This window comes from Prauserella oleivorans, assembly GCF_042685745.1.
GTDB lineage: Bacteria > Actinomycetota > Actinomycetes > Mycobacteriales > Pseudonocardiaceae > Prauserella_A > Prauserella_A oleivorans.
Window position 1 is genome coordinate 2,522,847 of sequence record NZ_JBHUNT010000001.1, and the last position, 14,105, is coordinate 2,536,951.

Consider the following 14,105-nt stretch of genomic DNA (forward strand, 5'->3'; position numbering starts at 1 on the left):
GTCGGAAGACCCGCTTGTTCGGATTCGCAAGATGCGTGGTCTGTGCAACTTGATCTCGTCAACTGCTTGATTTGCGCATCTTCTGTGTGCATGATGGCCACGTCGTTCACCTGCCGAGGAGGATCACCGTGGATCTCCAGTTACTGGCTGCCCTGGTACTAGGGATCGCCGCGATCGTGCTGATCGTGTTGCGCACGCGGCTCGACGCGTTCGTCGCGCTGCTCGTCGCTGCGCTGCTGGCCGGATTCGTCGCCGGCCTACCGGTGACCGGCATCCTGGACTCGATCACCGAGGGCTTCGGGTCGACGATGGGCGCCATCGGCATCGTCATCGGACTCGGTGTCGGCGTCGGCAAGATCCTCGAGGTCTCCGGGGCCGCCGACGCGCTCGCGAAGGCGTTCGTCCGGGCGCTCGGCAAGGGGCGCGAACCGTGGGCGATGGCCGGCACGGGCGCGCTCGTCTCCATCCCGGTGTTCTGCGACTCCGGCTACGTCATCATGAACCCGCTCGCCAGGTCGATCGCGCGCCGGGCCAAGGCCGGTTACGTCACCTTGGCACTCGCACTGGGCTGCGGCATGACCCTGACCCACCACCTGGTGCCGCCGACCCCGGGGCCCCTCGGTGTCGCGGGCATCCTGTCGGCCGATGTAGGCGGCCTGATCCTGGGCGGGCTCGTCTTCGCGATCGTCCTGCTGCCCGTCATCGTCGCGTACGCCCGGTGGATCGGTCCGAAGCTGGAGAGCCAGGTCCTGCCCAACGTCCGCGCGGAGGTGTACGGCGACTCGGCCTCCCGCAGTGCCGTTGCCACCACAGGCTCGACGGGTTCGACAGGCTCGGCCGGTGCGGGCGACGACGGTGCCGGGGACGCCGGGAACGACGAGAGCGCCACGGACACGACCACGCCGGACGAGGGCGGTTCCGAAGCCGGCTGGCGGCCACGCCGGCTGTCGGCGTGGGTGGCTTCGCTGCCGCTCGTCGTGCCGCTGCTGCTCATCGTGGCCAACACCGTGGCCGAGGCCGTCGACCGCAGCGCCCAGGGCGTGCTCAGCGGGGACGACTACGAGCCCTCGCCCGTCGCGGGTGTGCTGTCGTTCCTCGGCAGCCCGGTCGTGGCGCTGCTGATCGGCCTGGTGCTCGCCGTGTACGTGCTGCTGCCGCGGATGACGACCCGCAACCAGGTGGCGAACTGGCTGTCGCAGGCCGCGTCGTCGGCGGGACTCATCATCCTCATCACCGGGGCCGGTGGGGCGTTCGGCCAAGTGCTGCGGGACACCGGTGTCGGTGAGGAGCTCGCCGAGACCATCGCGTCGTGGAACCTGCCCGGCGTGCTCGTGCCGTTCCTCGTCGCCACGCTCGTCCGGCTAGCCCAGGGATCCGGCACGGTCGCGATGATCACGGCGGCGTCGGTCACCGCGCCGCTCGTCGCGGGACTCGGCATCTCGCCACTGGCCGCCGCGCTCGCGTGCTGCGCGGGATCGATGGTGTTCAGCTACTTCAACGACTCCTACTTCTGGGTCGTCACCCGCTTCACCGGTCTGGACGGCGCGGCGGCGATTCGCGGCTGGTCCGGGATCACCACGGCGGCCTGGCTGGGCTCGCTGCCGCTCGTGCTGCTCGCGGGTGCGGTGCTGTGACGGTGCAGGCCCAGGTGCTCGTGATCGGTGACGACCTCACCGGCAGCAACGCGACCGGTGCCCGGTTCGCCCGCACCGGGCTGCGGACCGTCTCGGTCACCGGCGTCGAGCGCGTGGAGTGCGCGAAGGGCGCCGACGTGGTGGTGATCAACTGCGGCAGCCGGCAGCGCCCGGCCGCGTGGGCGCGGGCCGCGGTGCGGCGGGCCGTCGACGCGGTCGGCCCGGTCGAGTTGCTGGCCAAACGCGTCGACACCACGTTGCGGGGCAATGTCGGCGCGGAGGTCGATGCGGTGCTCGAGCTCGCCGAACCGGGCACCCGCGCCCTGGTCGTGCCCGCCTTTCCCGAGGCGGGTCGCACCACGGTGGGCGGACTCCACCTCGTCGACGGCACTCCGCTCGCGGAGACGTCCGCGGCGCGCGACCCGCTGACCCCGGTCGCGCACTCGAGGGTCGCGACGATCCTGCAAGAGGGTACCGACCGCGCCGTCACCGAGATTCCGCTCGACGTGGTGGAGTCCGGTGTGGACGCTGTCGCGGAGCGGCTCGCCGGCACGGTGGAACCGCTCGTCGTCTGCGATGCGACGACCAACGCGCATCTGGGCACCATCGCCGAGGCAGCGGCGGCGGTCCGGCGACGACAGGGGACGCACTGGGTGTCCGTCGACAGTGGACCGTTCGCGGTGCTGCTCGCGACCGCACTCGGCATCGGCAGCGGACCGCATCCGTTGCCGCCGGCGCTGGCGGTGGTCGGCAGCATCACCGCCACCACCCGCGACCAGGTGCTCGAACTGGAACAGGTGCTGCGCGCGCGGTTCGTCGACGTGGCGCTGGACGGGCTCGACCCCGGCGCGATCGCCCGGCGGACCGCCGGCCTGCTCGACGAGGGCGGCCGCGTGGTCGGCATCCGCACCTGCCTTCCCGCGCCGGGAGAGCGGGTCGACCCCACGACGGCGGAACGCATTCCGGCGATCCTCGCGGAGGCCGCCGCGCGCGTGGCCGCACAGCACCGCGTCGGCGGGCTCTACGCCACGGGCGGCGACATCGCGGAGGCCGTCACGGCGGCACTCGCCAGTGACGGCTTCGCCATCGACACCGAGGTGCTGCCGCTCGCCGTCGCGGGCAGGCTCGTGGGAGGCCCGCACGACGGCCTGCCCTTCGCCACGAAGGGCGGGCTGATCGGCGACCGTACCGCCGCCGTCGCGTGTGTCGAGCACCTGCTGAGAGTCATCGCGCAACGAGAGAAAGGAACGTCGTGACCTCTACCTCCACCGACCGGCCCGTCCTGGCGGTCACCCTCGGAGACCCCGTGGGCATCGGCCCGGAGATCACCGCACGCACGCTCGCCGAACCCGAGGCGACCGCGCAGGCCCGGCCGCTGGCCGTGGGCGACGCCGCCGTCCTGCGGAGGGCCATCGAGGTCTGCGGGCTCGACGCCGAGGTCAACGCCGTCTCCTCGGTGTCGCAAGCGCGCTACGAGCCCGGTGTCATCGACATCCTCGACCTCGGTATCGCACCCGCCGACCTGCCGTGGGGCACCGTGGACGGGGTGGCGGGCAAGGCCGCCGTGGCGGCGATCGAGGCCGCCACCAAGGCCGCGCTGGCGGGTGAGGTCGACGGCATCGTCACCTCGCCGATCAACAAGGAGGCCATCTGGGCGGCCGGGTCGAAGCACCTGGGCCACACCGAGATGCTGGGCGAGCTCACCGGCTCGAACCGGTTCAACACCATGTTCTGGGTCCGCGGGCTCAAGATCTTCTTCGCCACCCGGCACCTGTCGCTGCGGGAGGCACTGGACAAGATCACCAAGCCGAACATCGAGCATGCCGTTCGCGAGGCGTACACGGCGCTGGAGGTGTTCGGCACCCGGGAGCCGAAGCTGGCCGTGGCCGCGCTGAACCCGCACGGCGGCGAAGGAGGCAAGTTCGGCGACGAGGAGATCGTCGCGATCGCTCCTGCCGTGGAGGCGGCACGCGCCGACGGCCTCGACGTGGTCGGGCCGATCCCCGCGGACTCGGTGTTCCACCAGGGGCTCGAGGGCCGGTTCGACGGCGTGCTGTCGCTCTACCACGACCAGGGCCACATCGCCTCCAAGACCGTCGACTTCCACGGGACGGTGTCGGTGACGGTGGGTCTGCCGATCCTGCGCACCTCGGTCGATCACGGCACCGCGTTCGACATCGCCGGCACCGGCCGGGCCGATGCGGGCACGATGCGGGCGGCGTTCCGGGCGGCCGTCGAGCTGGCGCCGTTCGCGGGCAAGCTGCGCGTCGTCTACCCGCCCGCCGCGTCGTAGAGTTCGGCCGTGACCGTTCCGCGGCAGACGACCACCCAGCGACGGACGATGCTGCTCGCCGCGGTGCGCGGCGGGGACAGCAACATCCAGCGGCTCGCCGAGCGGTTCGGTGTCTCGTCGTCGACCATCCGGCGCGACCTCGCCGAGCTCGCCCGCGAAGGCCACGTGGTGCGGACCTATGGGGGTGCGCTCGATGCCGGGCCGAGCGTCGAGCGCACCCTGCGCGAGAAGGACGCCGTGCACGCCGAGGAGAAGAACGCGGTGGCGCGCGCGGCGGCCGAGCTCGTCCAGGACGGCGAGGTCGTCCTGCTCGACGCGGGCACCACCACCGGGCGGCTGGCTCACCACCTGGCGGACCGGTGCGGGCTGACCGTGGTCACCAACGGGCTCACGGTCCTGCTCGCGCTGGCGGACAGTCCGGAGATCGACGTGGTGGTGCTCGGCGGCAGGCTACGGTACCCGAACGAGGCGATCCTCGGCCCGACGGTCGAGCAGCAGCTGCGGCACATCACCCCGGACCGGGTCTTCCTCGGCGCGGACGGGCTGACCGCCGACCGCGGCCTGTGCGCGCCCACGCTGGAACAGGCGCAGCTCAAGCACATGATGCTGCACGCGGGCCGCGAGGCGTACGTGCTGGTCGATCACTCGAAGCTGGGCAGCTCCCCGTTCGCGTACTGGGCGCCGATGGACCGGGAGTACACGATCGTGGTCGACGCCGGTGCTCCGGAGGCGCTGGTGCCGTTCACGGCGAGCGCGCACTGCTCGGTACTCGAGGTCTGAGCGGCGGGCGTGCCGGACGCGCGGTGCGGGTAGTCCGGCGATATGGCCGACACGACGACCCGCGACACGGTCGAGCGGCTGCTGGAGGCCGCCGGGACCACGTACGCGCACGAGGCCGGCATCCGGCTGGCGGACAAGCCCGCGCCGCTCTACCGGCTGCTGGTGCTGTCGGTGCTGCTGTCCACGCGGATCAAGGCCGACATCGCCGTCGCCGCCGCGAAGGAGCTGGTGCGGGCCGGGTTCGGCACGCCACGGCGCATGCTTGAGGCGTCGTGGCAGGAGCGGGTGGACGCCCTCGGCCGCGCCCACTACGTGCGCTACGACGAGAGCACGGCGACCGCACTCGGTGAGGGTGCGCAGCTGTTGCTGGACGACTACGGCGGCGACGTGCGGCGGATGCGGTCCCGCGCGGACGGTGACGTCGGCGCGCTGCGCAAACACCTGTGTGAGCTGCCGCGTCTCGGCGCCGTGGGGGCGGACATATTCTGCCGCGAGGCGCAGGAGGTGTGGCCGGAACTGCGGCCCTACCTCGACCGCAAGGCGCTTCAGGGCGCGGCGGCGGTGGGGCTGCCGGAGGACGCCGACGAGCTCGCCGGGCTCGTGCGGCCGGACGATCTCGCGCGGCTCAGCGCGGCACTGGTCCGGGTCAGCCTCGACAAGAAGCTCGCCGCGCGGGTGCGGGACTGACCACCGCGCCCGCGGGTAGTCCACGGGGATGTCCGAACTGCTGACGGGTGACTTCTACCGCTTCGAAGAGCTGCTCGACGACGAGGAGCGCCGGACGCTGGGGCGGGTCCGCGAGTTCCTGCGCACCCAGGTCGCGCCGATCGCCAACGAGTACTGGGCCCGGGCCGAGTTCCCCACCGAGGTCGTGAAGGGCTACGCCGAGCTGGGCCTCGCGGGCCGCGCCTACCCGGGCGCGCCGGGGCCGAGGCCGAGCAGCTTGCTCAGCGGGTTCCTCGCGCTCGAGATGGCGCACACCGACGCGTCCGTGGCGACGTTCTACGGCGTGCACACCGGCCTGGCGATGGGCAGCATCGCCTCGTGTGGGTCCGATGAGCAACGGGACCGCTGGCTGCCGCCGATGAGCCGGATGGAGCAGATCGGGGCGTTCGCCCTCACCGAGCCCGAGGGCGGTTCGGACGTGGCGGGCGGGATGCGGACCACGGCCGTGCGCGACGGCGACGACTGGGTGCTCACCGGCGCCAAACGGTGGATCGGCAACGCCACCTTCGCCGATCTGGTGGTGGTCTGGGCGAAGGACGAACTCGACGGCCAGGTCAAGGGATTCGTGGTGGAGCGCGGCACCCCCGGATTCACGGCGACGAAGATCGAGCGCAAGATCGCGCTGCGATCGGTGGAGAACGCCGACCTCGTGCTCGACAACTGCCGCGTGCCCGAGGCGAACCGGCTGCAGAACGCGCGGTCGTTCCGCGACACGGCCGGCATCCTGCGGGCGACCCGCAGCGGTGTCGCGTGGCAGGCCGTCGGGGTGATGCTGGCGGCCTACGAGATCGCGCTCGACTACGCGAGGAAGCGCGAGCAGTTCGGTCGGCCCATCGGCAGGTTCCAGCTGGTGCAGGACCTGCTGGTGCGCATGCTCGGCAACGTCACGTCGTCGCTGGGCATGGTCGTGCGGCTGGCCCAGCTGCAGGACGAGGGGACCTACCGCGACGAGCACTCGGCGCTGGCCAAGGCGCACTGCACGAGCCGGATGCGGGAGGTGGTCGGCTGGGCCCGTGAGCTGCTCGCGGGCAACGGCATCGTGCTCGACTACGACATCGGGCGGTTCGTCGCCGACGCCGAGGCGCTCTACTCCTACGAGGGCACCAGGGAGATCAACAGCCTGATCGTCGGGCGCGCCATCACCGGGCTGAGCGCGTTCGTGTAGCCCCGTCGCTCCACGCTTGTCCAATTCGAGAACGTGTTCTAGTTTTTGAGGGCAGGCGAGGAGTGGAGGTGGCCGTGGCAGGCCGACACCTACGGCAGGACGGCGCCGTCGTGCTGGTGACCGGTGGCGTCCGGGGCGTCGGCGCCGGTATCGCCTCGGCGTTCCAGAACCACGGCGCCACCGTGGTCACCTGCGCCCGGACCGAGCCGGAGCACCCGGCCGCCGAGTTCGTGCGCTGCGACGTCCGTCACCCCGGACAGGTGCGGGCGCTGATGGAACGCGTTCTCGACCGGCACGGTCGTCTGGACGTCGTGGTGAACAACGCGGGCGGCTCGCCGTACGCATCCGCCGCCGAGGCGTCGCCGAGATTCCACGACAAGATCGTCCAGCTCAACCTGCTGGCGCCGCTGCTCGTGGCCCAGGAGGCCAACGCCGTCATGCAGCGCCAGGACTCGGGCGGCTCGATCGTCATGATCAGCAGCGTGAGCGGGCGCCGGCCGTCGCCGGGCACCGCCGCGTACGGAGCCGCCAAAGCCGGCCTGGACAACCTCACCGCGAGCCTGGCCGTCGAGTGGGCGCCGAAGGTGCGGGTCAACGGACTCGCCGTCGGCATGGTGCGCACGGAGGGCGCGCACCTGCACTACGGCAGCGAGGCCGGCGTCGCCGCGGTCGCCAAGACGGTTCCGCTCGGCCGGCTCGCCGAACCCGAGGAGATCGGCGACTGCGCGGTCTTTCTGGCGTCTCCCCTCGCCTCGTACGTCTCCGGGGCCACGCTGCTCGTCCACGGCGGTGGCGAGGTCCCGGCGTTCCTCGCCGCCGCGGACGCCGATCACGGGAGTACGCATGGGTAGTGGCTTGTGCCGGGACAGGGTCGTCATCGTCACCGGAGCCGGACGCGGCATCGGCCGGGCGCACGCGCTGGCGTTCGCCGATGAGGGCGCACTGGTGGTGGTGAACGACGTCGGCGTGGCACTCGACGGCTCGCGCACGGGCGAGGGACCGGCCGCCGACGTGGTCGCGGAGATCGAGGAGCGCGGCGGCAAGGCGGTCGCCAACACCGACGACGTCGCCGACTTCGAGGGCGCGCGCAGGCTCGTCGGCACGGCGCTGGAGAACTTCGGCAGGCTCGACGTGCTGGTCAACAACGCGGGTTTCGTGCGCGACCGGATGCTGGTCAACCTCGGCGAGGACGAGTGGGACGCGGTGATTCGGGTGCACCTCAAGGGCCACTTCGCTCCCCTGCGGCACGCGGCCGCGCACTGGCGCGCGGAGAGCAAGGCCGGCCGGACGCCCGAGGCGAGGGTCATCAACACCAGTTCCGGTGCCGGGCTGCTCGGCAGTGTCGGCCAGGCGAACTACTCGGCCGCCAAGGCGGGCATCGCGGCCCTGACGGTGGTGGCCGCGGCCGAACTGGCCCGCTATGGCGTGACGGTGAACGCCATCGCCCCCTCCGCGCGGACGCGGATGACCGAGGAGGTCTTCGCCGACACGATGGCCCGGCCGGACGCCGGTTTCGACGCGATGGCACCGGAAAACGTCTCGCCGCTCGTCGTGTGGCTCGGCAGCACGGAGTCGGCGGACGTGACCGGCCGCGTGTTCGAGGTCGAGGGCGGCAAGGTGGCGCTCGCGCAGGCGTGGCGGCACGGCCCCGAAGCCGACAAGGGTGCCCGCTGGCACCCGGCTGAGCTGGGACCCGTCGTCGCGGACCTGCTCGCGAAAGCGCCCGCCCCCGAACCCGTCTACGGAGCGAACTGATGCCGATCACGAGCGAACGGGCCGAGGACGGCATCCAGGTCGTCACGGTCGACTGCCCTCCCGTCAACGCGCTCACCGTGCGCGGCTGGTTCGACCTCGCCGACGCGGTGCGCTCGGCGGGCGCCGATCCCGAGGTGCACGTGGTGGTGCTGCGCGCCGAGGGGCGCGGGTTCAACGCGGGCGTCGACATCAAGGAGATCCAGGCGGCCGGCGGATACGAGGCGCTGGTCGGCGCCAACCGAGGCTGTTACGCGGCGTTCGGCGCGGTCTACGACTGCGCGGTGCCGGTGGTGGCCGCCGTGCACGGATTCTGCCTCGGCGGCGGCATCGGGCTGGTCGGCAACGCCGACGTCGTGGTGGCCTCCGACGACGCCACGTTCGGCGTGCCCGAGGTGGAACGCGGCGCGCTCGGGGCGGCGACCCACCTGGCGCGGCTCGTCCCGCCGCACCTCATGCGGACCCTGTACTTCACGGCGCGGACGGTGACCGCAGCCGAACTGCACACGTTCGGCTCGGTGTACCGGGTCGTGCCGCGGGACGCCCTCGACGACGCGGCCCTGGACGTGGCGCGGGACATCGCCACGAAGGACACCCGGGTGATCCGCGCGGCCAAGGAGGCGCTCAACGGCATCGATCCCCAGGACGTACACCGCAGCTACCGCTTCGAGCAGGGATTCACCTTCGAGCTGAACCTGCTGGGCGCCTCCGACGAGGCCCGGCAGGCGTTCCTCGACGGGAAAGGACGTTGATGAGGGACAAGCGGACGACCGCGGATGACGCGGTGGCCGAGCTTCGCGACGGCATGACCATCGGCATCGGCGGCTGGGGTTCGCGGCGCAAGCCGATGGCGCTGGTGCGCGCGATCCTGCGCTCGCCCGTGAAGGACCTGACGGTGGTGTCCTACGGCGGCCCGGACGTCGGGCTGCTGGCCTCGGCGGGCAAGGTACGCAAGGTCGTGTTCGGCTTCGTCACGCTCGACTCCATCCCGTTCGACCCGTGGTTCGGGCGCGTCCGGGAGACGGGCCAGGTCGAGGTCATCGAGTACGACGAGGGCATGTTCGCCGCCGCGCTGTCGGCGGCGGCCCAACGGTTGCCGTTCCTGCCGACCCGCGCCGGGCTCGGGTCGGACGTACTGCGGCTCAACCCTCGTCTGCGCACGGTCCGCTCGCCCTACGCCGACGGCGAGGAGCTGGTGGCCGTGCCCGCGCAGCCACTCGACGTCGCATTCGTCCACCTGAACCGGGCCGACGCGCGCGGCAACGCCCAGTACCTCGGCCCGGATCCGTACTTCGACGATGTGTTCTGCCTGGCGGCCAAGCGGCGGTTCGTGTCGGTGGAGAAGGTCGTGCCGACCGAGCAGCTGACCGCCGAGGGCCCGGTGCAGACCCTGCTGCTGAATCGGTCCGCTGTGGACGGTGTCGTCGAGGCTCCGGGCGGCGCGCATTTCACCACGGCCGTCCCCGACTACGGACGCGACGAACGGTTCCAGCGGCACTACGCGGACTGCGCGAAGGATCCGGACCGATGGCAGTCCTTTGTGGATCGTTTCCTGTCCGGGGACGAGCAGCGGTACCAGGCCGAGGTGTGCCGCTTCGCGGAAGAGGAGACCGCATGAGCGAGGTGACTAGGGCCGAGGTCGCGGTGGTCGCGGTCGCGGAGTTGTTCCGGGGTGACGGCGAGATCGTGGCGAGCCCGATGGGGTTCATTCCATCGCTGGGTGCCAAGCTCGCCCGGCTGACGTTCGAGCCGGAGCTGCTGCTCTCCGACGGCGAGGCCTACCTGCTGGCGAACACGGGCGGCAAGCCGGTGATCGAGGGGTGGCAGCCGTTCCGGAAGATGCTCGACACGATCGTTCCGCACGGGCGGCGGCACGTCGTGATGGGTGCCAACCAGATCGACCGCTACGGCAACCAGAACATCTCCGCGATCGGTGACCACGCGCGTCCGGCCAAGCAGCTGCTGGGGGTCCGGGGCGCGCCGGGCAACACCGTGAACCACCGGACGAGCTACTGGGTGCCGAGGCACAGCAGGCGTGTGTTCGTGGAGTCGGTCGACATCGTGTCCGGCGTCGGCTATGACAACGCCGCCAAGGCCGGGCCCGCGGCGCAGCGGTTTCACGACGTGCACCGGGTGGTCACGAACCTCGGCGTGTTCGACTTCGGCGGGCCCGATCACCGGATGCGGCTCGTGTCGGCGCATCCGGGCGTCGACGTGGCCGACATCGAGGAGGCCACGTCGTTCGAGCTGGACGTGGCGGATGCAGGCGTCACGCGGTTGCCGACCGCGGAGGAGCTGCGTCTGATCCGGGAGGTCCTCGATCCCGGCTCGTTGCGGGACCGGGAAATGCCGTCGTGACCGCGCCGCTCGACACGGCGCTCACCAGGCTGGCCGGCGTGCGGTACCCGATCGTGCAGACCGGGATGGGCTGGGTCGCCGGGCCGCGTCTCGTCTCGGCGACGGCCGAGGCCGGCGGGCTCGGCATCCTGGCGTCGGCGACGATGACCTACGACGAGCTGGCCGCCGCGATCGCCGAGGTGAAGAAGCGTACGGACAAGCCTTTCGGGGTGAATCTGCGCGCGGACGCCGAGGACGCGGGCAGGCGCGTCGACCTGCTCATCGCCGAGGACGTGCGGGTGGCGTCGTTCGCGCTGGCACCGCGCGAGGAGATGATCGCGAAGCTGCACGACCACGGGGTGCTGGTGATCCCGTCCGTCGGCGCCGTGCGGCACGCGGAGAAGGTGGCGTCGTGGGGCGCCGACGCCGTGATCGTCCAAGGCGGCGAGGGCGGTGGGCACACCGGTGCCGTGCCCACCACGCTGCTGCTGCCGTCCGTGCTCGATGCCGTCGACATCCCCGTCGTGGCCGCGGGCGGGTTCCACGATGGTCGTGGACTCGCGGCAGCGCTGGCCTACGGGGCGGCCGGGGTCGCCATGGGCACGCGGTTCCTGCTGACCAAGGACAGCACGGTGCCGGACGAGGTGAAGCGTTACTACCTCGCGCAGTCGGTTTCCGCGACGGTGGTGACGCGGCGCGTCGACGGACTGCCCCACCGGGTGTTGCGCACCGACCTGGTCGACCGGCTGGAATCCGCGGGCCGGGTGACGGGTCTGGTGCGGGCGGTCCGGAACGCCCTGCGGTTCCGCGCACTCACGGGCCTGTCGCTGCCCGCGATGGTGCGCGAGGGGCTGGCGATGAAGCACGGCAACGAGCTGTCGTGGAGCCAGGTGATCATGGCGGCGAACACACCCATGTTGTTGCGCGCCGGGCTCGTCGAGGGACGGACCGACGCCGGGGTGCTGGCGTCCGGTCAGGTGGTCGGCCTCATCGACGACCTCCCGACCGTGGCGGAACTGGTGGAGCGGACGGTCAGCCAGGCTCGGGAGTGCCTGGCCCGGCTGCCCCGGGGCTGACCGGCCCGCGCCGTCATTCCTCGTCGCCGCTGTCCGGCTGCGCGTTCTGTGGCACGCCCTTGATGATGTCCACGAGCGTCTTGCCCGTGAGCCCACGCGCGCCGTACATCGGGTCGGTCAGGGTCTTGACGACGGCCTCGAACCGGTGCGCGTTCTCCGGGCCCATGACCTTGCCGAGCTGTGCCACCGAGAGATTGCTGATCATGTCGAACTTCCGCAGGATCTCCTCGCGGGCCGCGGGCGTGAAGGCGGGATTGTTGCCCAGCTTCTTGTACAGCTCCTCGATCAGCTTCTCCCGGACGATGGCCGTGGCCTTGTCCGACAGCGGTTTCGCGTGCGGGTCCAACCTGGACTCGGGGTTCCAGTCGGCCTGGTTCTGATCCGGCTTGCCGGGCGGCGGGGGATCGCCTGCGCCCGGCTTCGGGCCGGGTGGCGCTGAGTCACCGCCCGGCTTCGCCGCGGTATTCCCACCACCGGCGCCGCCGAACTTGCCCGCCTGCGCGGTGAACTCGTCACCGGCCTGGCCGAGACTCTTCAGGCTGGCCAGTTGCTTGGCGAGCAGCCTGGTCAGTTCCGCGATCTGTGCGCCGATCTTGCCGAGTGCGGTCGCGACGGTGCCGATGGCGGTGCCGATGAAGACCGCGATCGACGCACCGAACGTGACCGGTGCCAGCGCCGCGGCGATCAGCGCGCCCTTGATGATGCCGGCCAGAAGCATCGCGATGAAGTCACGGATGATGCCGCGGAACGCCCCGACCAGGCCTCCCGCGACCTCCATCTGCTTCGCCGCCGATGCGACGTAGTCGCCGAGGAGGCCGAGTTGCTCGCCGACGGCCTCCATGTCCTTGCGGAACTGCTCGGCCGCGTCACCCGACCACTCCGCCATCAGCTTCTCGAGCGCCGCCGTGTGCTCCCGTGACCAGTCCGCCAGCTTCTCCTGCTCGGCCTTGATGGCGTCCGTGGCCGCGGCGATGCCGACCGGGTCGCCCATCATGAAGTCCAATGGCCAGCGCAGAATCGAGATGTGCTCGATGAGCCAGCCGATCCCCGCGGTCAGCACGCTGCCGATCGGGTCGAGGGCGAGTCCGAGCGTCTCGAGCGCCAGGCCTGCCGACCCGATTCCGATCGCGACCTTGTCGTTCTCCTGGATGGCGCTCGCCAGGCCTGCGCCCGCGTCGATGATGCCCGCGCCGGCGAAGCCGGTCTCCCCCTCGACCAGATCCTTCGGGTCGTGGAGGCCGACGTCGCCCGGCTGGTAGTCGCTCATGGTGTGAACCTCGAGATCGAGACTTCCGCGTCGTTGTCGCTGTCCTCGTACCGCCTCGCCGCATCGCGGAGCCGGTCGGCGAACTCGCCGAGCGTCCCCGCATAGGACTCGAGCTGATCGCGAGCCTTGTCGCAGTGGATGCTGGCGCCCGCGCCGAAGGCCTGGCCCACCAGGCCGAACAAGCCGATGTCCAGCACACAGTGGCCGACGACGGAGCCGCTCGACCGCAGCTTCTCGCCCAGGTCGTCGAGGTGCTTGCTGAAGTCGGTCAGCGGTGCGGACTTGACCTTGATGTCGGTCACCAGGGGTTCGCCTCGTCTTCCTCGTCGTCGCGGGGTGCGGGCCTGCGCCGGGGTGCCGTCGGGGCCTGCGGGGTGATCGCCTGGGGTGGCGGCGGGGGAGCGTCCGGAAGCTCGGGTGCCTCGGCGAACGTGTTCGCGGCCGCATCGCCGTCGTCGGGTTCCGGTGGCAGGAAGCTCTTGACCAACTCGACCGACTCTCCGCCACCCGTGATGGCCTCCAGCGAGCTGAACACGCTGCGGGCCGTCTGCCGCTGGGCCTGGCCGACCGTCGCCATGATCGCCGCCGTGAGCCGCGCCGGGCCGAGCTCGCAGGCCCGGTTGCCGAGGCGCAGGTCGCGCAGCGCGCCGTTCGCGGCCAGCGTCACGGTGACGGACCCGTCCCGTGAGGTCACCGTCGCGCCCGCCTCGGCGAACGCGTCCGTCAACGCCGCCGCCTGTTGCTGCATCTCGGCGGCCTGCCGTTCGAGGAAATGCTGAAAGTCCTCGCCCGGCCTCAAATTGGGATGCACACCCAGCTCCTTGCTGTTCCCCGCTTGTACTGCGTACCTCGCCGCGCCTGCTCGAACAACGCCTGGCGCGCAGGAGCACGGCCGGTGAAGTGGGCCCGCGCCTCGGCGGCGGACGGTGTCCAATGAGGAGGCGACGGTGCCAGGGCGCCCAACCTAGTACCTCCGCCGTCGCGCGGTCCAGACAACGTCCGGATTCACCCGGATCCGTGCTCAGATGAGCGAAATCGAGCCGGGTCCGGCCATCTCTGCCCCGCTCACAAGATC

General features: G+C 71.4%; 15 protein-coding genes. 12 read left to right on the forward strand and 3 right to left on the reverse strand.

The window, feature by feature from the left end; genetic code table 11:
* Positions 1-128: 128 nt before the first annotated feature.
* The 12 genes from ACFSZT_RS12480 (at position 129) to ACFSZT_RS12535 (ending at position 11,763) form a co-directional block, all read left to right on the forward strand.
* On the forward strand, positions 129-1,634 hold the full coding sequence (locus ACFSZT_RS12480) for a GntP family permease (protein ID WP_377394334.1): 1,506 nt from the start codon (positions 129-131) through the stop codon (positions 1,632-1,634).
* On the forward strand, positions 1,631-2,890 hold the full coding sequence (locus ACFSZT_RS12485) for a four-carbon acid sugar kinase family protein (RefSeq protein WP_377394332.1): 1,260 nt from the start codon (positions 1,631-1,633) through the stop codon (positions 2,888-2,890). Before ACFSZT_RS12480 ends, ACFSZT_RS12485 begins: the two co-directional genes overlap by 4 nt.
* A complete protein-coding gene (gene pdxA, locus ACFSZT_RS12490; RefSeq protein WP_377394330.1) occupies positions 2,887-3,927 on the forward strand; it encodes a 4-hydroxythreonine-4-phosphate dehydrogenase PdxA in 1,041 nt (346 codons plus the stop codon). Before ACFSZT_RS12485 ends, pdxA begins: the two co-directional genes overlap by 4 nt.
* 9 nt (positions 3,928-3,936) lie before the next feature.
* Positions 3,937-4,707 carry a DeoR/GlpR family DNA-binding transcription regulator gene (locus ACFSZT_RS12495; protein WP_377394328.1) on the forward strand — a complete coding sequence of 257 codons (771 nt, stop codon included), beginning with the start codon at positions 3,937-3,939 and terminating at the stop codon, positions 4,705-4,707.
* Positions 4,708-4,749: 42 nt separating this feature from the next.
* On the forward strand, positions 4,750-5,394 hold the full coding sequence (locus ACFSZT_RS12500) for an endonuclease (RefSeq protein ID WP_377394326.1): 645 nt from the start codon (positions 4,750-4,752) through the stop codon (positions 5,392-5,394).
* Positions 5,395-5,422: 28 nt separating this feature from the next.
* A complete protein-coding gene (locus ACFSZT_RS12505) occupies positions 5,423-6,598 on the forward strand; it encodes an acyl-CoA dehydrogenase family protein (protein ID WP_377394324.1) in 1,176 nt (391 codons plus the stop codon).
* 74 nt (positions 6,599-6,672) lie between these two features.
* On the forward strand, positions 6,673-7,449 hold the full coding sequence (locus tag ACFSZT_RS12510; RefSeq protein ID WP_377394322.1) for an SDR family oxidoreductase: 777 nt from the start codon (positions 6,673-6,675) through the stop codon (positions 7,447-7,449).
* On the forward strand, positions 7,442-8,353 hold the full coding sequence (locus ACFSZT_RS12515) for an SDR family oxidoreductase (protein WP_377394320.1): 912 nt from the start codon (positions 7,442-7,444) through the stop codon (positions 8,351-8,353). Before ACFSZT_RS12510 ends, ACFSZT_RS12515 begins: the two co-directional genes overlap by 8 nt.
* Entirely contained in the window at positions 8,353-9,102 is a 750-nt protein-coding gene (locus ACFSZT_RS12520) for an enoyl-CoA hydratase family protein (RefSeq protein WP_377394318.1), read from the forward strand. Before ACFSZT_RS12515 ends, ACFSZT_RS12520 begins: the two co-directional genes overlap by 1 nt.
* Positions 9,102-9,968 carry a CoA transferase subunit A gene (locus ACFSZT_RS12525; protein ID WP_377394316.1) on the forward strand — a complete coding sequence of 289 codons (867 nt, stop codon included), beginning with the start codon at positions 9,102-9,104 and terminating at the stop codon, positions 9,966-9,968. Before ACFSZT_RS12520 ends, ACFSZT_RS12525 begins: the two co-directional genes overlap by 1 nt.
* On the forward strand, positions 9,965-10,708 hold the full coding sequence (locus tag ACFSZT_RS12530) for a CoA-transferase subunit beta (protein ID WP_377394314.1): 744 nt from the start codon (positions 9,965-9,967) through the stop codon (positions 10,706-10,708). The genes ACFSZT_RS12525 and ACFSZT_RS12530 overlap by 4 nt, the downstream gene beginning before the upstream one ends.
* Positions 10,705-11,763, forward strand: coding sequence for an NAD(P)H-dependent flavin oxidoreductase (locus tag ACFSZT_RS12535; protein WP_377394312.1), 1,059 nt, complete (start codon positions 10,705-10,707; stop codon positions 11,761-11,763). Before ACFSZT_RS12530 ends, ACFSZT_RS12535 begins: the two co-directional genes overlap by 4 nt.
* Before the next feature lie 13 nt (positions 11,764-11,776).
* On the opposite strand, the gene ACFSZT_RS12540 is transcribed toward ACFSZT_RS12535, so the two are convergent.
* From ACFSZT_RS12540 to ACFSZT_RS12550, 3 genes are read right to left on the reverse strand one after another with little or no spacing between them, the layout of a single operon-like run.
* Complete coding sequence (locus tag ACFSZT_RS12540; RefSeq protein ID WP_377394310.1) at positions 11,777-13,030, reverse strand: WXG100 family type VII secretion target; 1,254 nt, start codon at positions 13,028-13,030, stop codon at positions 11,777-11,779.
* Positions 13,027-13,332, reverse strand: a complete 306-nt coding sequence (locus ACFSZT_RS12545; protein ID WP_377394308.1) for a type VII secretion target — start codon at positions 13,330-13,332, stop codon at positions 13,027-13,029. Before ACFSZT_RS12545 ends, ACFSZT_RS12540 begins: the two co-directional genes overlap by 4 nt.
* On the reverse strand, positions 13,329-13,841 hold the full coding sequence (locus ACFSZT_RS12550; RefSeq protein WP_377394306.1) for a YbaB/EbfC family nucleoid-associated protein: 513 nt from the start codon (positions 13,839-13,841) through the stop codon (positions 13,329-13,331). Before ACFSZT_RS12550 ends, ACFSZT_RS12545 begins: the two co-directional genes overlap by 4 nt.
* Between the last annotated feature and the right edge of the window lie 264 nt (positions 13,842-14,105).